20 protein-coding genes and 1 pseudogene are annotated in these 18,516 nt (G+C 63.2%); 14 read left to right on the plus strand and 7 right to left on the minus strand.

Annotated elements, in window-relative coordinates; all coding sequences use genetic code 11:
• Positions 1-4: 4 nt before the first annotated feature.
• The 5 genes from H281_RS0116460 (at position 5) to H281_RS0116480 (ending at position 6,027) form a co-directional block, all read left to right on the plus strand.
• Entirely contained in the window at positions 5-1,411 is a 1,407-nt protein-coding gene (locus tag H281_RS0116460) for an LLM class flavin-dependent oxidoreductase (protein ID WP_020068233.1), read from the plus strand.
• A 13-nt stretch (positions 1,412-1,424) separates the two neighbouring features.
• Positions 1,425-2,585, plus strand: a complete 1,161-nt coding sequence (locus tag H281_RS0116465; RefSeq protein ID WP_020068234.1) for a methionine ABC transporter ATP-binding protein — start codon at positions 1,425-1,427, stop codon at positions 2,583-2,585.
• Positions 2,578-3,234 (plus strand): methionine ABC transporter permease, encoded by a 657-nt coding sequence (locus H281_RS0116470; protein WP_020068235.1) that lies wholly within the window; start codon positions 2,578-2,580, stop codon positions 3,232-3,234. The genes H281_RS0116465 and H281_RS0116470 overlap by 8 nt, the downstream gene beginning before the upstream one ends.
• Positions 3,235-3,433: 199 nt before the next feature.
• The gene (locus H281_RS0116475) at positions 3,434-4,636 is read left to right on the plus strand and encodes an acyl-CoA dehydrogenase family protein (protein WP_020068236.1); all 1,203 of its coding nucleotides are present in this window, start codon (positions 3,434-3,436) and stop codon (positions 4,634-4,636) included.
• Positions 4,637-4,695: 59 nt separating this feature from the next.
• Positions 4,696-6,027 (plus strand): Nramp family divalent metal transporter, encoded by a 1,332-nt coding sequence (locus H281_RS0116480; protein WP_027804668.1) that lies wholly within the window; start codon positions 4,696-4,698, stop codon positions 6,025-6,027.
• 169 nt (positions 6,028-6,196) lie between these two features.
• On the opposite strand, the gene flhC is transcribed toward H281_RS0116480, so the two are convergent.
• The 4 genes from flhC to H281_RS0116500 all read right to left on the minus strand — a co-directional run bounded on the left by flhC (position 6,197) and on the right by H281_RS0116500 (position 9,930).
• Positions 6,197-6,766, minus strand: a complete 570-nt coding sequence (flhC, locus tag H281_RS0116485) for a flagellar transcriptional regulator FlhC (RefSeq protein ID WP_020068238.1) — start codon at positions 6,764-6,766, stop codon at positions 6,197-6,199.
• 13 nt (positions 6,767-6,779) lie between these two features.
• The gene (gene flhD / locus H281_RS0116490) at positions 6,780-7,100 is read right to left on the minus strand and encodes a flagellar transcriptional regulator FlhD (RefSeq protein ID WP_020068239.1); all 321 of its coding nucleotides are present in this window, start codon (positions 7,098-7,100) and stop codon (positions 6,780-6,782) included.
• Between the two features lie 527 nt (positions 7,101-7,627).
• Positions 7,628-8,851 carry a YeeE/YedE family protein gene (locus H281_RS0116495; RefSeq protein ID WP_027804669.1) on the minus strand — a complete coding sequence of 408 codons (1,224 nt, stop codon included), beginning with the start codon at positions 8,849-8,851 and terminating at the stop codon, positions 7,628-7,630.
• 200 nt (positions 8,852-9,051) lie between these two features.
• Positions 9,052-9,930 carry a helix-turn-helix domain-containing protein gene (locus H281_RS0116500; protein WP_241077891.1) on the minus strand — a complete coding sequence of 293 codons (879 nt, stop codon included), beginning with the start codon at positions 9,928-9,930 and terminating at the stop codon, positions 9,052-9,054.
• A gap of 226 nt (positions 9,931-10,156) precedes the next feature.
• On the opposite strand from H281_RS0116500, the gene H281_RS0116505 reads away from it, so the two are divergent.
• From H281_RS0116505 to H281_RS0116525, 5 genes are all read left to right on the plus strand, one after another.
• The gene (locus H281_RS0116505; protein ID WP_020068242.1) at positions 10,157-10,525 is read left to right on the plus strand and encodes a nuclear transport factor 2 family protein; all 369 of its coding nucleotides are present in this window, start codon (positions 10,157-10,159) and stop codon (positions 10,523-10,525) included.
• 50 nt (positions 10,526-10,575) lie between these two features.
• A complete protein-coding gene (locus H281_RS37320) occupies positions 10,576-10,884 on the plus strand; it encodes a hypothetical protein (protein WP_020068243.1) in 309 nt (102 codons plus the stop codon).
• A gap of 26 nt (positions 10,885-10,910) precedes the next feature.
• Positions 10,911-11,375, plus strand: a complete 465-nt coding sequence (locus tag H281_RS0116515; protein ID WP_020068244.1) for an RbsD/FucU family protein — start codon at positions 10,911-10,913, stop codon at positions 11,373-11,375.
• Between the two features lie 139 nt (positions 11,376-11,514).
• Positions 11,515-11,946, plus strand: coding sequence for a DoxX family protein (locus H281_RS0116520; protein ID WP_020068245.1), 432 nt, complete (start codon positions 11,515-11,517; stop codon positions 11,944-11,946).
• Positions 11,947-12,019: 73 nt separating this feature from the next.
• The gene (locus H281_RS0116525) at positions 12,020-12,292 is read left to right on the plus strand and encodes a hypothetical protein (protein ID WP_020068246.1); all 273 of its coding nucleotides are present in this window, start codon (positions 12,020-12,022) and stop codon (positions 12,290-12,292) included.
• A gap of 132 nt (positions 12,293-12,424) precedes the next feature.
• Here the strand turns inward: H281_RS0116525 and H281_RS0116530 are convergent, their stop codons facing one another.
• Complete coding sequence (locus H281_RS0116530) at positions 12,425-13,906, minus strand: MFS transporter (protein ID WP_020068247.1); 1,482 nt, start codon at positions 13,904-13,906, stop codon at positions 12,425-12,427.
• Positions 13,907-14,109: 203 nt separating this feature from the next.
• Positions 14,110-15,411 (minus strand): MFS transporter, encoded by a 1,302-nt coding sequence (locus H281_RS0116535; protein WP_020068248.1) that lies wholly within the window; start codon positions 15,409-15,411, stop codon positions 14,110-14,112.
• A gap of 394 nt (positions 15,412-15,805) precedes the next feature.
• Here H281_RS0116535 and H281_RS0116540 point away from each other — a divergent pair, with 394 nt between their 5' ends.
• The 4 genes and pseudogenes from H281_RS0116540 (at position 15,806) to H281_RS0116555 (ending at position 18,096) form a co-directional block, all read left to right on the plus strand.
• Complete coding sequence (locus tag H281_RS0116540) at positions 15,806-16,528, plus strand: response regulator transcription factor (RefSeq protein WP_020068249.1); 723 nt, start codon at positions 15,806-15,808, stop codon at positions 16,526-16,528.
• Between the two features lie 78 nt (positions 16,529-16,606).
• Positions 16,607-16,717 (plus strand): annotated as a pseudogene (locus tag H281_RS36020) (2Fe-2S iron-sulfur cluster-binding protein); the annotation flags it as partial.
• A 271-nt stretch (positions 16,718-16,988) separates the two neighbouring features.
• Positions 16,989-17,756, plus strand: coding sequence for an AraC family transcriptional regulator (locus H281_RS0116550; protein WP_020068251.1), 768 nt, complete (start codon positions 16,989-16,991; stop codon positions 17,754-17,756).
• Positions 17,757-17,766: 10 nt separating this feature from the next.
• On the plus strand, positions 17,767-18,096 hold the full coding sequence (locus H281_RS0116555; RefSeq protein ID WP_020068252.1) for a hypothetical protein: 330 nt from the start codon (positions 17,767-17,769) through the stop codon (positions 18,094-18,096).
• An 8-nt stretch (positions 18,097-18,104) separates the two neighbouring features.
• On the opposite strand, the gene H281_RS0116560 is transcribed toward H281_RS0116555, so the two are convergent.
• A complete protein-coding gene (locus H281_RS0116560; protein WP_020068253.1) occupies positions 18,105-18,365 on the minus strand; it encodes a hypothetical protein in 261 nt (86 codons plus the stop codon).
• Between the last annotated feature and the right edge of the window lie 151 nt (positions 18,366-18,516).

The raw sequence follows: 18,516 nt of genomic DNA on the forward strand, positions 1-18,516 counted from the left end.
CGCGATGCCGAAGAAGAAGATTCTGTTGAACGCATTCAACATGAATGCAGTGGGCCATATCAATCACGGCTTGTGGACGCATCCACGAGATCGTTCGGCGCATTACACCGATCTCGACTACTGGACGAGTCTTGCGCAAACGCTCGAACGCGGCAAGTTCGACGGGATCTTTCTCGCGGATATTGTCGGCGTGTACGACGTGTATCAGGGCGGTCCGGACACGCCATTACGCGAAGCCGTGCAGATTCCAATCAACGATCCCTCGCTGATCGTGCCCGCGATGGCGAATGTGACGCGTCATATCGGTTTTGGCGTGACGTCGAATCTGACGTATGAGCCGCCGTATCTGTTCGCGCGGCGCATGTCGACGCTCGACCATCTGACCAAAGGGCGGGTCGGCTGGAATATCGTCACCGGCTATCTGGATAGCGCCGCTCGCGGCATGGGTCTCGCGCAACAGATCAGTCACGATGACCGCTATGACCGTGCCGACGACTATATGGATGTGGTCTACAAGCTCTGGGAACAAAGCTGGGAAGACGACGCGGTGGTGCGCGACCGCGCTTCACGCATCTTCTCGCAACCGGGCAAGGTGCATCGCGTGAAACACGACGGTCCTTTCTATTCGATCGACGCGATTCACTTGAGCGAGCCATCGCCGCAACGCACACCCGTGTTGTATCAGGCCGGATCGTCGAGCCGCGGCGTGGATTTTGCGGCGCGCCATGCGGAGTGCGTGTTTGTCGGCGGACAGAACAAGCAGTTGACGCGTTCGATCGTCGACGACATTCGCGCACGAGCCGTGAGCTTTGGGCGCTCGCCTGACGACATCAAGATCTTCGCGGGCATCACCGTGGTGGTCGGCGAAACCGAACGAGCCGCACAGGAAAAGTTCGAAGAGTACCGGCGCTATGCAAGCGCTGAAGGCGGCATCGCGCATTTCTCCAGCTCGACAGGTATCGACTTTTCGCAATACGAGCTGGATGAGCCGATCTCGTATGTAAAGACGCAATCCATGCAATCGGCGGTCGAAGCCATTTCGAAGAAGAGCGTGAGCGGCGTCTGGACCAAGCGCAAAGTACTCGAACAGATGACGCTCGGCGGTCGCGCAAAACCGGTGGTGGGCTCGCCCCAGCAGATCGCGGACGAACTGGTGTCGTGGATCGACGAAGCGGGCGTTGACGGCTTCAATCTGACACGCACGGTGATGCCTGAATCGTTCGAGGACTTCGTGGACCTCGTCGTGCCGGAGTTGCAGAACCGCGGCGTCTACAAGGAAGACTACGATCCCGCGCCTACGCTGCGAGAGAAGCTGTTCGGCGGCGGCCGCGCGCGTTTACCGGACGTGCATGCCGGCGCACAGCATCGGCGAGCGCCGCAAAGCGGCATCAAACAAACCGTGGAAGCCTGAGAGGAACGAAGCGATGGCTAATCTTTTCGACGTGCCGCAGTTCATCGAAGAAGCACCGTCTGCCGCGGCCGATCATCGTGCGAACGCGGCGCCGGCGCAGTCGGCCGTTGTATTCGACCACGTCGGCAAAGTGTTCGCGGGGTCCAGCGGTGCCCCGACCGCGGCGCTCGCAGAGGTGACGTTGAACGTTGCGCGCGGCGAGGTGTTCGGCATTATCGGTCGCAGCGGCGCAGGGAAGTCCACGTTGCTGCGGCTCGTGAACGGACTCGAAAAGCCGAGTTCGGGCGCGGTGCGCGTGAATGGAATCAATGTCGGCGAACTCGACGAACGCGGACTCGTGACGCTGCGCCGTCGCATCGGCATGGTGTTTCAGCACTTCAATCTGCTCTCCGCGAAGACCGTGCGCGAGAACATTGCATTGCCGTTGAAGATTGCCGGCGTACCGAAAGCGGCGATCGACAGGAAGGTCGATGCGTTGCTCGAACTCGTCGGCCTCGCGGCAAAGCGCGACGCTTATCCAGCGAGCTTGTCCGGCGGACAGAAGCAGCGTGTCGGCATTGCGCGCGCACTCGTCACGGACCCCGACATTCTGCTGTGCGACGAAGCCACATCCGCACTCGACCCGGAAACGACACAAGCGATTCTCGCGCTGCTGCGCGACATCAACCGTCGGTTAAACCTGACCGTCGTTCTGATCACGCACGAAATGCAGGTGATTCGTGAGGTGTGCGATACGGTCGCCGTGATCGAGCGTGGCCGCGTAGTCGAAACAGGCCCGGTGTGGCGTGTGTTCGGCGAGCCGCAGCACGATGCAACGCGGGCGCTGCTGCGCACGCTGGTTCACGACTTGCCTGCGGATCTTGCCGATCGCGTGAAGCCGCTTGCCGGGATCGCGCAAGCCGACGCGCGCGTTCTGCTCGACGTGCGCTTTACTGGCGGCAATGCACGTGACCCGGACCTCGCCAGTCTGACTTCCGCGCTGAGCATCGACGGAGGCGGCGTGAGCTTCGTGCATGGCGGGATCGACCGCATTCAAGGGCATGCTCAAGGGCGCCTCATCGTATCCGCGCAGGTCCGTGCGAAAAAAGGCGCCACGGTGCATGCGCAGGTCGCCGCGTTGGTCGAACGCGCGCGCGGCCACGCTAACCACGTCGAGGTATTGGGTTATGTCTGATCTCTGGCTGTCGGAACTCGTCGGGGCGATACGCGATACGGTTGTAATGGTCGGCGTGTCCGCAGTAATCGCAGCACTGGTGGGCATTCCGTTGGCGCTGGTGCTGGTCACGACCACACGCGGCGGCATCTTCGAAAAGCGCGCGGTGAACAGCACGCTCGGCGCGCTCGTCAATGCGTTTCGCTCGACGCCGTTCATCATTCTGCTGGTCGCGCTGCTGCCCCTCACGCGCTTGCTGATCGGCACCACTATCGGCGTATGGGCGGCAATCGTGCCGCTCAGCATTGCCGCGATTCCGTTCCTCGCCCGCGTAGCCGAAGTGAGCCTGCGCGAAGTGGACCGCGGCCTGATAGAAGCAGCGCAGGCAATGGGCGCGCAACGCAGGCATATCATCTGGCATGTGCTGTTGCCCGAAGCTCTGCCCGGCATCGTGGGCGGCTTCACGATCACCGTAGTTGCGATGATCGGATCTTCGGCGATGGCCGGTGCGGTTGGCGCAGGCGGCCTCGGCGATCTTGCGATCCGCTACGGCTATCAGCGTTTCGATACGACGGTGATGGTGACGGTGATCGTGTTGCTGATTGCGATTGTAACTACGGTGCAACTGGTGGGCGATCGCTTCGTGCGGCGACTCGCGCAGCGCGCGTGAGGGGCGAATTCAAATACTGACTGCCGTGTTCGCGTCGGCCTGCTGACACAGTGCATTCGCATGACGAATGACGCGCGCCCTATCGGTCGCGGATCTCACCGCCTATCATGAAAGCTGCCGGATGCGCCGCAAGCCTCCCGCGAGCCCATTCCACCTGCACTGCAGGGTCGCCTCGAAAACATCATCACGTGGAAATAGCATGAACGATTTTCGCCAGACCGCGGCGCTGCAGACGCGCGAGGCGTCCGCCGCACCAACCGTGCGCGATCTCGCCGGCCTGCTCGCGGCACTGCATGCGAGTGCCGCGGAGCGCGACCTCGCCGGCGGCCACGCCGCGCAGGAGAAGCAGTGGATCGCCGACGCGGGCTTGCTCACGCTTGCCGTGCCGCGCGAATTCGGCGGCGAGGGCGCTTCGTGGCCGGAAATCTACGACACTATTCGCAAGATCGCGCAGGTGGACAGCGCGCTCGCGCATCTGCTCGGCTTCACGTTCTTGCAAGAGGTCAGCGTCTATGTGTGGGGTAACGCAGAGCAGCGTGACCGCTACCTGGGCGGTACGGTAAAAGAGCGCTGGTGGTGGGGCAACGCGGTGAATCCGCTCGACACCCGGCTCGTTGCCAACGCAACCGGCGACGGCGGCTATGTTCTGAACGGCGAGAAAGGCTTTTGCTCGGGCACGCGCGGCTCGCACATGATGACGGTTTCCGGGCACGACCCGCAGACCGGCAGCACGATGTTCGCAGTCGTGCCGACCACGCGCGAGGGCATCACCGTCAACGAAGACTGGAATCCGATCGGGCAGCGGCAGACCGATAGCGGCAGCGTGTCGTTTGTCCAGGTCCGCGTCGAGCCGGAAGAAGTCCTGCAACGTGGCGATACGCCGTATGCGAGTTTGCGCACGCTCGTCTCGCAGCAGGTCATGACCAATCTGTTCGTCGGCATCGCACAAGGCGCGCTCGAAGAAGCGCGTGCGTACGTCTCGCAATACGGCAAGCCGTGGATGACTTCGGGCGTGACGAAAGCCACCGACGATCCATACTTGATCCAGCGTTTCGGCGAGATGCGTATTCAGGCGGTGAGCGCCGAAGCGCTGGCCGTGCGCGCCGCGCAAGCGCTCGATGCCGCATGGCGCGAAGGCCCGTCGCTTTCCGCCGAAGCGCGAGCCCACGTTGCGCTCGCTACTTCAGAGGCGAAAATCGTCGCGCATCGTGCGGCGCTCGACGTCAGCGAAAAACTGTTCGACGCCTGCGGCGCGCGCGCCACACATGCACCGCTCGCGCTCGATCGTTTCTGGCGCAACGCCCGCGTGCACACGCTGCACGATCCGCTCGACTATCGCGTGCGCGATGTCGGCCGTTATGCACTCAGCGGGACATTGCCGGAAGTTTCTTTGTACACTTGAGGCGGTCCGCGGTGCAGCCAGTCTGCGCCGCGTTTATTCCTTCTCAAGAGATCTCCGGATTGCAGTTCAAATTACCGACCACGGCAACAGCGCCGTTTTGCCCGTCTGAAGTGCAAGGCTCGGTCGCCGTCTCGCAAGGCGCGCCTTTCTGGAAAAAGATCCTGCAGTTCGCCGGCCCCGGTCTGCTGGTTTCCATCGGCTATATGGACCCGGGCAACTGGGCGACCGACATTGAAGCCGGCTCGCGTTACGGCTACAGCCTGCTGTTCGTCGTCATGCTGTCGAGTCTCGCGGCGATGGCGTTGCAATGTCTGAGCATGCGCCTGGGTATCGTGACAGGGCGCGATCTGGCCGAATTGTCGAGGGCGCGTTATTCGCCTGCGGTCGCGCGAGGGCAATGGTTTCTTGCCGAGCTTTCGATCGTCGCGTGCGATCTCGCGGAAGTGCTCGGCGGCGCGCTCGCTTTTCATCTGCTCTTCAAATGTTCGCTTACCACGGGCGTGCTGCTGACCGCGTTCGACACGTTGATCGTGCTCGGCCTGAAGGGCAAGAACTTCCGCGACCTGGAAGCGATCATGCTTGGACTGATCGCGACAATCGGCGTCGGGTATATCGTCGAACTCGCACTCGTGAAGCCGCATTGGCCGTCGGTCGCGCAAGGACTGATTCCGTCGTGGCAGGCGTTGAGCTCGCGCGAACCGGTGTATCTCGCGATCGGGATTCTGGGCGCGACGGTCATGCCGCATAACCTGTATCTGCATTCGTCGATCGTGCAAACGCGAGCGGTGAAGCGCGATCCGGCGAGCATCGGCTCCGCGATCGGCATGTCGCGCATCGATACGATCGGGTCGTTGCTGCTGGCGCTGATGATCAACATGGCGATCCTGATTCTCGCGGCCGCCGCGTTTCATGCGACCGGCCATAATCAGGTCACCGAAATCGAAGACGCCTACAAGCTGCTCGCGCCGATTGTCGGCACCGGCTTCGCGGCGGTATTGTTCGCGATCACGCTGCTCGCGTCGGGACAAAGTTCGACCTTCACCGGCACGGTTGCCGGGCAGGTCATCATGGAAGGCTTCCTGAAGCTGAAGATTCCGTGCTGGCAGCGGCGCTTTATCACGCGGGCGCTTGCGTTGATTCCCGCACTGATCGGCGTGCAGATGATGGGCAACGGCGCGGTGGGCAAGCTGCTCGTCGCGAGTCAGGTCGTGCTCAGCCTGCAATTGCCGTTCGCGCTTTATCCGCTGATCCGCATGACCGGCGACCGCTCGCTGATGGGCGAGTTCGCGAATACGCTGCTCACGCGGATCGTCGCGTGGACGCTATTCGCGGTGATTACCGCGGCGAACCTGTGGCTCGTCGTGCAGACGGTGGGACTCGTTGGGGAATGAATGGGCGAAGTGCGGCGCGGCCTGATGCATCGCCGCGTTGCCGCGCGAAGAGCGCGAACGTCGAACAAAAAAAGGTCCGCGCAAATTGGCGGACCTTTTACTTTGAGGCTTCGGATTCGAATCGGGCGGACCAGCCGTCATCGAATTTCAATCTGGCAAGCCGCGTGGCTCAGGCGGCCTGGGCGACCTGCGCGGCTTCGAGTGCTTCCTGGCGAGCGGCTGCGGCTTTCTTCGTCTTGCCGGCACGCGACGGCGGCTGGCATGCGCCGCACACGACGTTGTGCTGCAGGTCGTGCTTGTGTGCGACGAACTTGCCGGTGCAACGGCAGCACTTCGTCAACTGCAGGATGTCGGCGTCGAAGAAACGCACCAGCGTCCAGGCGCGCGTCAGGTCGAGCACCGGCTCGGTTTCGCTGTGCTTGCAGTGTTCGAGATACAGCCGATACCCTTTGGTCAGCGCATCGAGATGCGAGCAACGCGCTTCGTTCTTCAGGAACAGGTACGTGTTGTAGAACAGCGACGCGTGAATGTTCGCAAGCCACGTCATGTACCAGTCCGCCGAGAACGGCAGCATGCCCTTGGGCGGCGATACGCCCTTCACCTCGCGGTACAGGCGGATCATGCGGTCACGCGAGAGCGTCAACTCGCTCTCGAGCACCTGCATGCGTGCGCCGAGTTCGATCAACGCGATCGCACGAAACACTTCTTGTGCATCTTCCGTCAGGCTACGCTTGAGCATCGCAGTCACCCTATTAGGCAAATTGCTCAGCGGGCTGGCCTGCAAGCAGGATGGCCGCGTGAGTCGGTGCAACTGCGGTGTGCTTCGTCGTTTGCGTCAACGCCGACAGCATCGAGTGGTCGTTGAAGCGGAAGAAACACAACAGCTGATCGGAAGAGGCCAGCTTGACGATCTGTGCGAGCGACAGCCCGGCAAGCAGATCAGCCAGTTCCGACGACAAACCCAGACGGAACATTCCGATCGGTTTGTCCTCACGCAACATACGTTGCGCAAGCATGATGTACGACAGGTTAATCTCGCGGATTGAGTCCAGCGTCTCGCTGCTACGGTCCATTTTCTCTGTTTCCGAAGCCCCGAATTACTATGTCGGCTTTTTGCCGTTATGTCTTTTATGCCTCGCCGAAAACGTTGTCCTTCGGCTACAAGTCGTCCCTGATACACATGGCGACCTTTTGATACATCGCGTTACATTTCGTAACAGCTTGGGACGAATTGTATGAAGGGCAAAACTAGAAATCAATCCCTTCTCAAAAAAATATCTCGAAAAAGTACATGAAATTTCGGTAAGAATTTCACGGACTTGTAATGGGCCGCGCTGGACGCCTTTTCCGCCTTGTCGAGCTTTCGTCAGATCCATGAAAACCCTTGTACGGCGGGGATTAGACCGTGTCGTCCGCGCAACACCGAGGCGGTTCGGAGAGAACCGGTAATTAAGACTGAATGGAAACGAAGCGAAAAGCGCGCGCCGGGTCGTGTAATTACTACCTTCCGATTTCCTGTTTCAGGGACGGACCGATTTTGTAACGAAAAGATGGCGCCCCGGTTACAAACTCGGCGAGTTTGTAACCGGATCGGTAAGAATTAGCAGCCCGTCGGGCGAACTCGCTCGACTTCGAGCCCAAACGCGGGCCGCAGGCGCGTGCCGAGCACGTTTCCGATGAAGGCGGCGACGAGCCACAGCCAGCCGTGGAGGCTGCCTGAGACGATGCCGCTGAAGTAGGCGCCGATGTTACAACCATAGGCGAGGCGGGCGCCGTAGCCGAGCAGGAGGCCGCCGACGACAGCCGCGATTAGCGAGCGCGCCGGCACTTTCCAGACCGGTGCGTAGCGGCCGGCGAGCGCGGCAGCGGCCATGGCGCCGAGAATGATGCCGACGTCCATCACCGTGGTGACGTCATGTGTAACAGGCGCTGCCAGCGCGCCCGCGTTCGCGCGGGTCGCCCAGTACGGCCAGCTCGCCACGTTCACGCCCAGCGCGGCAAAAAGCTTGGCGCCCCACAACGCGAACGCCGAGGTCACGCCCCACGGACGGCCCGACAGCGCAAGCGTCGCGAAGTTGAGCAGCACAAGCGCGAGCGCGCCGACAAAGAGCGGCCACGGCCCTTGCAGCCAAGGCGATGCGCGCGGCGCACGTGCCGGCTCGTTGACGAGGCGCCCATGCCGCCGCCGTTCGACGATGACGGTCAGCGCCGCGATCACCGCGAAAATGACCAGGTTCAGCGCGATCGCGGCGCCGGCGCCGAGCGTGTTGACCATCGACAGCGGCTTCAAGGCGGGCAGGGCGGTCCAGAACGGCATGTGCGCGGTCGCCACCACCGAGCCTGTTACAAATGCCGCGAGCGTGACGATCATCCGCGTGCTGCCGCCGCCGACGGTGTACAGCGTGCCGGACGCGCAGCCGCCACCCAGCTGCATGCCGATGCCGAACATGAAGGCCCCGACGAGGACGGACGTGCCGGCGGGCGCTACGAGCCCCACCACCGGATGGCCGAACAAGGTCCCCGACGCGAGCACCGGGAAGAACAGCACGACGCCCACGGCGAGCATCAGCATTTGCGCGCGTAGCCCCGCGCCGCGGCCGTCGGCGATAAATACCCGCCACGCCGACGTGAAACCGAACGCCGCGTGATAGAGCGACATGCCGAGCAGTGCACCGACTATATAGAGCGCGGCCTGACGGCCACTGACGGTCTGAGCCAGATACACGGCACCGAGCGCGATCAGAAGGAGAGCCGCGGCAAGCGGTTTTGGGTTGAGGTCGAAACGGCGTGGCGCGGGAGAAAGAGTAGAGGAAAGTTCGGACATGATGAGATTGACTGTCAACGCACGCGCGCCGGCGGCCCGGCGGGCGGCTGGCGAGCGTTGTTGGCAGACGAGCGAAAGCGCAATGAGGATCGAAAAAGATAGCACGTAGTGCATATCCTCGCAGGCGCGGGGCGCGTCGCTGTTTGTCACCGTTTGCCGCTGCCGCGCCCGATGGCGCCGACGCCGCCGCCCGCAACCCCTCACGTGCCGGCGGTCGCCCCGTGCACGCCGTCTGAGCGCCGGTTGTCGGTCAAGCCGTGCAATGCGGCAGCGGTCTGCGGATCGGCCGGAAAGAACGCTTCAATCGCCAGTTCCGACAAGGTCACGTCCACCGGTGTACCGAACACCGTCGTCGTGCTGAAAAACGACAGCACGCCAAGCGGCGTGCGCAGACGCAGCGGCACCGCAATCTGGTTGAGCGGGCTCTCGCCGGGCTCGGGCGGCTGCGCTCCCGGCGGCGTCGGATAGGCCGCCAGTTCGTCGCGCAGCGCGCTGAGCGTTTGGTCGGCGCTTACGTCGATCTGCCGTTGCAGCCGCGCGAGCACGTGCTCCCGCCACGCATGCCAGTTGACGATGGACGAAGCAATGCCTTCCGGATGCAGGCTCAGGCGCAACGCATTCACGGGCGGCTTCAGCAGATCGGGACTCGCGCCCGACAGGAGCGGCCCGAGGGCGTTATTCGTGGCGACGATGTTCCAGTGCCGGTCGACGGCGAGCGCCGGATACGGTTCGTGGCCCTTCAACACCAGTTCGACGGCTTCGCGCGCGGCGCTCAGTTGCGGGTCCGATAGCGGACGCTCGCGAAACAGCGGCGCGTAACCGGCCGCGACGAGCAACGCATTCCGTGCGCGCAGCGGCACGTCGAGGCGCTCGGCAAGATGCATGACCATCTCGCGGCTCGGCATTGCGCGGCCGGATTCGACGAAGCTCAGATGCCGCGTCGAGATGTCGGCTTCGGCGGCGAGCAGCAACTGACTCATCCTTCGCCGCTGCCGCCATTCACGCAGCAGATCGCCGACGGTGCGGCTGGTCGCGGGCCGTGGCGACGGGGCGCTTTGCGCAGAAGAAAGTGTGTTCATGCCAACGATGATAGCTAAAGCGCCGCGCCGATCCATTACCTGCGAGGTAATGCGCTCGACGCATTGCCGCGCACTAACACCGGGACCGCCGGGACGCGCCGCACAACGATTACCTGCGACGTAATCGACGCGCGGCCCGCTATCCGCGAATCTTCACTCCGAGCCCGCCGCATGCGACGTGTATGCCGAGCGTAGCGCTCAGTCATTGCCAATCAAGGAGTTGCAGATGAACGCGCATACCGATCTGATCGACCGTTATTTCGACGCATGGAACGAGACCGATGGCGAGCGCCGTCGCAAGCTGATCGCCGCGACATGGGCGACCGACGCCGACTACCGCGACCCGCTGATGGCCGGCTCCGGCCACGACGGCATCGACGCGATGATCCGCGCGGTCCAGGAGCGCTTTGCGCATCACACGTTTCGCCGCTCGACCGACGTGGACGGTTTTGGCAACCGCCTGCGCTTTTCGTGGGCGCTCGTCACGCCCGACGGCGAGGCGATCGTCAAGGGCTCCGACTTCGGCGTGGTCGACGCGCACGGCCGTCTGCAGGCGGTGACCGGCTTCCTCGATCAGGTGCCCACGGGCGCCTGATCGCACAGCGTTCGCTGCTTCGCTACTGTCATCTTTGCGTGGAGACGATCATGCACGAGCCCGTCATCAAGTTTGCGCGATACGCACACGCCATCGACGCGCTCTGCGGCGCGATTGCCGGCTTCGCGCTGCTCGCCGGCCCGCGGGCATTCATGTTTACCGCGTTACTCGGCTGGCGCGAACCGGTGGCGGGCGGCGCGGGGCTGATGCTGCTCGCGGTCGTCGGATGGTTGCGGTGGCGTTGCGGCGGCGCGCCGCGGCGCGGGGGCGGCACGTCGTGCACTCTTCACTGGAATCTCCCCGAAACGCGCAACGTTGCTTGCTACAATCGATTGCCGCAATGCGAGCCATTCGAATAACCGCAAGCAACTTGCATGGAGACACAGTGCTTAAGAATCTCGATCCTCTGCTCAACGCCGACATACTGCATGCCCTGCGCTCAATGGGACACGGCGACGAGCTCGTTATTTGCGACGCCAACTTTCCGGCCAACTCCGTCGCGCGCTCCTCGGTGCTCGGCAAGCTGCTTCGTCTCGACGGCGTGAGCTCGCCGCGTGCGATCCGCGCCGTGCTCTCGGTCATGCCGCTCGATACGTTCATCGACCAACCCGCATCGCGCATGGAAGTGGTCGGCGAGCCGCATACCATGCCCGCCGTGCAGCGCGAGGCGCAGGCCGAGGTCAATGCCGCCGAAGGGCGCGACGTGCCGTTTGCGTCCATCGAACGGTTCGCGTTTTATGAGCGCGCGCGCAAGGCGTATTGTGTGATCGCCACCGGCGAGGAGCGCGGCTATGGCTGCTTCGTCTTCACAAAAGGCGTTTTGCTCGCGCCGGACGCCCCTCGCTCGTAGTCGTCAGTCTGCCGCTTTGCGTCGTTCAAATGCTTGCCCGTCTTGGAAAGCGCGGGCAATGCACATATGCTCAGAGGCAAAGTAGGGAACTGCGGCCTTTTAGTCGGGTCTGCTGCTTATTCATCTACAGGAGTCCCCCATGACGCGTCCCGTCGATTCCGGCGTTATTCTCATCGCACGCATTGCTCTCGCTGTTCTGTTTCTATGGGGCGGTGTGATGAAACTGCTGGGCTATGCGGGCTTTGTCGGCTACCTGCACTCCAAGGGCGTGCCCTTCGTGCAGATCGCCGCGCCGATCGCCACCGCGGTCGAGGCAGTGGGCGGGCTCCTGCTGATAGTCGGCTTCAAGGTGCGTCCGCTCGCGCTCATCATGGCGGTTTATACGGTGGCTACGGCGGTCCTCGGCCACGACTTCTGGAACGTGACGGACGCCGCCTTGCAGCGCGACATGGTGATCCATTTCTGGAAAAACATTGGGATCGCCGGCGGTTTTCTGCTGCTGTTCGTGACCGGCGCGGGGCGTATCAGTATCGACGGTGCGCGCGCGCCGCGCAGCGGGTTGGGTCTTTGAGCGCACCACGCTCAGCGATCCCCCGCTGGTTTTGCCTGACTGACGTATTCCGGCTGCAAACAAGGGAGTAAATATGATTCAAAGTTTCGAGCAATCCATTGGCGGCAAAGTGTTGCAGTTGTGCGCGAGTCTTGGAGAAGGGCCCACGCCGCATCGCGTGATCATCAGCCTCGCCGAGTCCGCAAAAACACTCGTGGTGCTGGATGCGTCCGGCTTCCTGAGCGCAATCAAGGCCGAGATCGAGGAGCCCGAAAAACTGATTGCCGACGCAATCAGCAAGGCGCAAAGCGAAGGGCTGATCGAAGCCGCGATCAATACCGGAACGATTCAGGAGGCGTCGCTGTAGCGCGCCTGGCTGCTTTACGCACGCGGTCTTATTCACCGCTGACAATTCTGTCGACGACCCCCGAGGCGCCCGAGCCGCGGGGGTCGTTTTTCATGTGTCGTCGGCAAAGGCCGTCCGGCCGGACGCGCAGGCTCAGCGCGAATTGCCGACTGGCGCAGAATCCGCCTCACGCCTTGCCTGCGACGACGAATGCGGCTGCGGATGCACGAGGCAGCTGATCACGCCAGCGAACGCGAGCAGGCCGACCGAGATCGCGGTCGCCGCTTGCATCCCCGAGACGATTTGCGTGGCCGCCGACCCGCTCGCGAGCGCGCCGAATGCGGCCACGCCCACTGCGCCGCCCGCCTGCCGGGCCGTGTTCAATACCGCCGACGCCGTGCCCGCCCGCGACGCTTGCGCCGACGCCAGCACGGCGGTCGTCATCGCGGGGACGGCGAGTCCCATGCCTGACGGAATCAGCAGGAACGGCAGCAGCAGGCCGATCAGCGGCGTGCTCGCGTCGACCAGATGCAGCAGGCCGTAGCCAAGCCCGGCGGTGATCGCGCCGGCAATCATCGGTACACGCACGCCGAAGCGGCCCACCACCCAGCCGCTTGCGACGTTCGAGATCAGGAAGCCGCCCGTCAACGGCAAAAATGCGAGACCGGCCTGCAACGCTGTGTAGCCGCGCACCCGCTGCAGGTACAGGCTCAGCACGAACACCATCCCGTAATAGGTCATGTTCACGCAGATGCCGAACAGCACGGCCGCGCTGAAGCTGCGCCCGGCGAATAGCGAAAGCGGCAGCATCGGCGCGCTCGCGCGCGCTTCGACCGCGACAAACGCGCTGCCGGCGAGCGCCGCAAGCACGAAACCGCCCGCGACGAGCGGATGGCTCAAGCCGAGTGGCCGCCATTCGATCACCGCGGCGACGAACGCGGTCAACGCGACAATGGCGAGCGTCTGGCCGCTCAGATCGATGCCGCGCGGCGTCGGCGGAGCGGTTTCAGGATCGGCTGTTTCCGGATGAGCGGTTGCCGGGACAGCGGCTTCAGGGCGTGGCACCCATAACAGGGTCGCCAGAAAACCGGCAGCGCAGATCGGCAGATTGACAAGAAAAATGCTGCGCCAGCCGAAGGCGGCGATCAGCAGCCCGCCTGCTACCGGGCCGGCCGCGATGGAGATCGCGCCCGCCGCCGTCCACAGCCCGACGGAGCGAGCCCGCAGTTTCGGGTCGTGTCCGTACGACTGATTCAGCAAGGCGAGCGAGTTCGGCAGCATCGCGGCGGCGCCGATGCCTTGCAACGCTCGCGCGGCGACCAGCATCGGCGCGCCGGACGCGACGCCGCAAGCCAGCGACGCGAGCGCGAACAGCACGATACCCGCCGCGTACAGCCGGCGCGCGCCGAAGCGGTCGCCGAGCGCACCGGCCGACAGCATCAGCACCGCGAAGGCGAGCGTGTAGGCGTCGACGACCCATTGAAGGCCCGCGACATTGGCGTGCAGATTCGCGCCGATTTCAGGCAGCGCAATATTGACGATGGTCACGTCGAGTTGCGTGACGACGAAGCCCACGCTGACAGTCGCGAGCACGCGGCCGAGGGCGGGCGAAACGGTACGTTTTGTGGAGGTCATGCGCTATATCGTAGGCGCGATGTGGCGCACCATGTTTCGGGCCGGCGTGAAGTGTCGATGTCGGTCGAAAACTGTAGCTGCCGTGGTCTCCGGAATGGGGTGACGAGTCGGGCGCTGTCTACAAGCGGACAGGAAAACGCCGCCGCAAATAAAAACGGCGCACCCGAAGGCGCGCCATTCTCTTCACCACCGCGTGCGCTGGATCAGCGCTTCTGCGGCGCATCCTTGATGAACAGCGTGGTCAGTGCACCGATCACGCAGATCGCGCCGACATACAGCGGCGCGGCCATCGGGTTGGACTTCATCATCAGCGACACGGCGATTGGCGTGAGGCCGCCGAAGATCGCATAGGCGACGTTGTACGAGAACGAGATGCCCGAAAAGCGCACGACCGGCGGGAAGGCTTTCACCATCACGAACGGAATCGCGCCGATTACGCCGACGAGCAGCCCGGTCACGCCGTACAGCGGCACGAGCGCCGAGGCATCGACGGAGAGTTGCTGGAACATCACGTAATACGTCACGGCCAGCGCAAGGCCGCCGATGAAAATAGTGCGTCCCGCGCCGATGCGGCCGGCGATCGAGCCCGCCAACACACAGCCGATCGTCAGGCACAGCGTCGCCACGCAGTTGGCCAGCAAAGCGGTGGCCGGCGCAATGTGAAACTGCTTCTGCAGCAGCGTCGGCGTCATCAGAATCACGACGACGATAGCGGCGGACAGCATCCACGTAAGCAGCATCGAGACGATCACCGCGCGGCCGTGGTCGCGCAGCACGGCCTTGAGCGGTACTTCGGCGGCAATCGCCTTGCGCTGCTTCAGTTCGGCGAAGACCGGCGTCTCGTGCAGCCAGCGGCGCAGGTAGACGGAGAACATGCCGAACACGCCGCCGATCAGAAACGGAATGCGCCACGCGTAGTCCGCGATCTCGGCGGGCGCGAAATTGCGATTGACCGCCGACGCGATCAGCGAACCGAGCAGGATGCCGGCAGTGAGGCCCGCCGTCAGCGTGCCGCACGCATAGCCGATGTGCCGCTGCGGCACGTGCTCGGAGACGAACACCCATGCGCCCGGCACTTCACCGCCGACAGCCGCGCCTTGCATCACGCGAAATAGCAGCAGCAGGACCGGCGCCATGACGCCGATGCTCGCGTAGGTGGGCAACAGGCCCATCATCAGCGTCGGCACGGACATGAGCAGCACGCTCAGCGTGAACATGCGCTTGCGGCCGAACAGATCGCCGAAGTGCGCCATGATGATGCCGCCGAGCGGTCGCGCGAGGTAGCCCGCGGCGAAGATGCCGAAAGTCTGCACCTGCCGCAGCCAGTCCGGCATCGCGGCCGGGAAGAACAACTGGCCGATTGCCGGTGCGAAGAACACGAAGATGATGAAGTCGTAAAACTCGAGCGCGCCGCCTAGAGCGGCGAGGCCGAGTGTCTTGTAGTCGCTGCGCCCAAGAGGGCGTGGGGTGACAGCCTGCGCTCCACCCAGATTTGTCGCTTGCATTGCTTTGTCGTTGTCTTGAATTGGAAACCACGTGTCGCGTGGAAAAACGGCGGTCGTCGGGCGAGAAGTGTGGCGGCGGCTGGGTAGAGCGCGGGACACCGGCGCACCGGCCCGGGTAGGGCGGCGCGATGACGAAAGAAGCCAGCGCGGGATTTTACAGGATGAAAGCGATTCGCTTCGGGAAGTGCTTAATTAGATTGGGAAAAGTTCCGCCTGTCCTGCAATTTCCCGGATCTTGCGACGAACCCTGCGTGTCGTGCGAAGGCGGCTGTAGTCCGTCGGCCACTCGTCGATGCGATTCGTCAGAGCGCGCGTCAAATTCGGATTGATCCTATGGGATAGGGGCCAGGCGCCTTTGAGAATCGCGTCCACGCCACCTGTTAAGAGTCATCCCATGCGCATTGCCATTCTTCAACGTGATCCCGTCATGCGTCAGTCGATTGAAAAAATCCTGACGAGTGCCGGCCATACCTGCGCGGGCTACGACGACGGTCTCACCATGTCGAAAACGCTGGCCCGGTCCACCGTGGATCTGCTCGTGCTGGACTGGCACGGCACCCGTCTGTCGGGCACCGAGGTGTTGAGGACGGCGCGGGCGGTCGGCGGCGACCGCGTGCCGGTGATCTTCGTGTCGAGAGACACGTCGGAAGAAAGTATGGTGCGCGCGTTCGTCAACGGCGCCGACGACTACACCGCGCTGCCGGTGCGTCCCGCCGAGTTTCGCGAGCGCGTCGCGGCGATGCTGCGGCGCGCCTATCCGGACCGCTTCAGCACTTCGAGCTTCGACGTAGGACCGTACCGTTTCGACACGCATCGGCAGATCGTCATGCTGCGCGGTCAGCCGGTCTCGTTATCCGGCACGCAATACCGGCTGGCTTCGCTGTTCTTCTCGAACATTGGCCGCGTCATGTCGCGCGATCACATCTTCGCGATGGTGTGGGGCCGTGAATTCCGCGAGTTCACGCGCACGATCGACAGCCATGTGTCGCGGCTGCGCCTGTTGCTCGAGATCGAGCCGCAAAACGAGTTCCGCTTGCAGCCGGTCTATAAGAGCGGCTACAGGCTGCTGCATCTGCGTCAGGAAGAGGCGATACATGAGCAGCAGCAGGCCGCCTGAACTTTGCGGTTAGCTCTCGTCCGCGCTTCTTCAAGCCGTCCTGCTTTCAGCAGTTTGTAGATCGCCACCGTCGCCTGCGTATGCCAGGAATGCAGCGTGACGATCGACGGACGCGCGCACGCGCTCGCGTGTCAGACGCTTTGCCGCGACGGCCAGGCGGTACGCACGCAGCAAGAGGGCGCTCGATGACCCGGCCGCGAGTGTCTACTTCGGCTGGCCGTCGGCGACGCCCCGTCCGCCGTTCAATCCCACGCAAATCGGCACGCTGATCGCGGCAAGCGCACAGCCGCCGCAGGTGGACTGACTCGCACCGCGCGTCCGGCGAGCGGATATTGTCGGTCAGCCTGCCGCTTTATAATCGACCGCGCATGCAGCGCGAATCGACCGCAAGCCAACCGCCCGGCATGCAGCGCTTACTCCTGCGCTCTTATAAACGGCTTGGACCCACGGGACCTGCACGATGAACACGCTGGCTCATCAGTTTTCACCTGACGAAGCAACGTTGTCCGGCATGCTGTCGCACTTCAGGCAGTTGGAGCCCGTGTTCGACGCGCTGCCCGACGTCGTTTTCTTTGTGAAAGACGCGGACGCGCGCTATGCGCTGGTCAACCGCACGCTGGCTTCGCGTTGCGGCTTCAAGGAAAAGACGGCGCTGTTGGGCAAAACCGCGGAGGATGTGTTCCCGCGCCGCTTCGGCCGCATCTATACGGCGCAGGACGAGGGGGTGATCCACGTCGGCAACCAGATGATCGATCAACTGGAATTGCACCTTTATCCTGGCCGCCAGCCGGGCTGGTGTCTGACCACCAAACAGCCGTTGCGCGACGCCACGGGCGTGATCGTCGGGCTTGCGGGCATTTCACGCGATCTGCGGGCGGACGAAAGCAGCCATCCTGCCTATAGCCGGCTCGCCGCGGTGGTGCAGTTCATCCAGGAAAACTATGTGCAGCCGCTGAATCTCAAGCAGTTGGCGGTGATGGCGGACATGTCCGTCGCGCAACTGGAGCGGTATTTTCACAAGGTATTTCATCTGACTCCGCGCCAGGTTCTGCTGAAGACACGGCTCGACGCCGCCACGGCACTGCTGGTCTCGCACGACAAGGTAACCGACGTCGCCGCACTGTGCGGCTACACGGACCACAGCGCCTTCACGCGTCAGTTCAAGGCGACCGTCGGCGTTACGCCGACCGAATACCGGATGCTGCTGCACGGCACTTCGCGGAGTTGAGCGTCGGCATATGGTTCGCCGTAAGCATCATTACTATGTGTACGTCGTCGCACTCGACGACAAGGTCTGGAACGAGGCGCGCTTTCGCCGCGCGAATCCGGATTACCGGTTCGACAAGCCGTGTGTGTATGTGGGGATGACCGGGCTCGATCCCGATCTGCGCTTCGACCGGCATAAAGCCGGCATTCAGGCAAATCGCTATGTGCGCGATTATGGCGTGCGCCTTGTGCCCGAGCTGTATGAAGTGTTCAATCCCATGCCGTATCGCGGCGCACAGGAAATGGAAGTGGAACTGGCGATTGGACTACGCGAAGCAGGGTACGGCGTATGGCAGGCGTAAAGCGTGCGTTACTTGACGCCCAGCCCGCGCAGCACGGCATTGCCTTCAGGCGTGAGGCGGATGCGCGAGCCGCCCGCTTCGTTCGAGATCGTTTCGATCAGGCCGGCTTCGTGCAGTTGCGGAATCTCGGGTTTGGCGGACGCGTCGATAGGCGCGTGCAGCAAAAGCAGCAACGTCGCCAGTTCGTGATGACTCAGGAGGCGCCGCAGGATGGTCGGACGCCTTGCCGGCGCGGGCGTGTCGTTGGTATTCGGTTCGGGTTGGTTCATGGTGCGCACCTCGTGCTGGGTCGTGTCCGAGGCATCATGCGGACGAAGTCTTAAACGATTCTTAAGACCCATTGTCCTGTAACACCGTGACACGAAGATGGCACCGCCGCACCTTACCAACGCTTAACAGCGCCGCGTTTTTTGCCCGCTA

This window comes from Paraburkholderia caledonica, assembly GCF_000383275.1.
In the GTDB taxonomy this organism is placed as follows: domain Bacteria; phylum Pseudomonadota; class Gammaproteobacteria; order Burkholderiales; family Burkholderiaceae; genus Paraburkholderia; species Paraburkholderia caledonica.

Coding starts and splice junctions, on each gene's coding strand:
- H281_RS0116460 (WP_020068233.1), top strand. CDS start 5: ATGCCGAAGAAGAAGATTCTGTTGAACGCATTCAACATGAATGCAGTG.
- H281_RS0116465 (WP_020068234.1), top strand. CDS start 1,425: ATGGCTAATCTTTTCGACGTGCCGCAGTTCATCGAAGAAGCACCGTCT.
- H281_RS0116470 (WP_020068235.1), top strand. CDS start 2,578: ATGTCTGATCTCTGGCTGTCGGAACTCGTCGGGGCGATACGCGATACG.
- H281_RS0116475 (WP_020068236.1), top strand. CDS start 3,434: ATGAACGATTTTCGCCAGACCGCGGCGCTGCAGACGCGCGAGGCGTCC.
- flhC (WP_020068238.1), bottom strand. CDS start 6,766: ATGCTCAAGCGTAGCCTGACGGAAGATGCACAAGAAGTGTTTCGTGCG.
- flhD (WP_020068239.1), bottom strand. CDS start 7,100: ATGGACCGTAGCAGCGAGACGCTGGACTCAATCCGCGAGATTAACCTG.
- H281_RS0116495 (WP_027804669.1), bottom strand. CDS start 8,851: ATGTCCGAACTTTCCTCTACTCTTTCTCCCGCGCCACGCCGTTTCGAC.
- H281_RS0116500 (WP_241077891.1), bottom strand. CDS start 9,930: ATGAACACACTTTCTTCTGCGCAAAGCGCCCCGTCGCCACGGCCCGCG.
- H281_RS0116505 (WP_020068242.1), top strand. CDS start 10,157: ATGAACGCGCATACCGATCTGATCGACCGTTATTTCGACGCATGGAAC.
- H281_RS37320 (WP_020068243.1), top strand. CDS start 10,576: ATGCACGAGCCCGTCATCAAGTTTGCGCGATACGCACACGCCATCGAC.
- H281_RS0116520 (WP_020068245.1), top strand. CDS start 11,515: ATGACGCGTCCCGTCGATTCCGGCGTTATTCTCATCGCACGCATTGCT.
- H281_RS0116525 (WP_020068246.1), top strand. CDS start 12,020: ATGATTCAAAGTTTCGAGCAATCCATTGGCGGCAAAGTGTTGCAGTTG.
- H281_RS0116530 (WP_020068247.1), bottom strand. CDS start 13,906: ATGACCTCCACAAAACGTACCGTTTCGCCCGCCCTCGGCCGCGTGCTC.
- H281_RS0116535 (WP_020068248.1), bottom strand. CDS start 15,411: ATGCAAGCGACAAATCTGGGTGGAGCGCAGGCTGTCACCCCACGCCCT.
- H281_RS0116540 (WP_020068249.1), top strand. CDS start 15,806: ATGCGCATTGCCATTCTTCAACGTGATCCCGTCATGCGTCAGTCGATT.
- H281_RS0116550 (WP_020068251.1), top strand. CDS start 16,989: ATGAACACGCTGGCTCATCAGTTTTCACCTGACGAAGCAACGTTGTCC.
- H281_RS0116555 (WP_020068252.1), top strand. CDS start 17,767: ATGGTTCGCCGTAAGCATCATTACTATGTGTACGTCGTCGCACTCGAC.
- H281_RS0116560 (WP_020068253.1), bottom strand. CDS start 18,365: ATGAACCAACCCGAACCGAATACCAACGACACGCCCGCGCCGGCAAGG.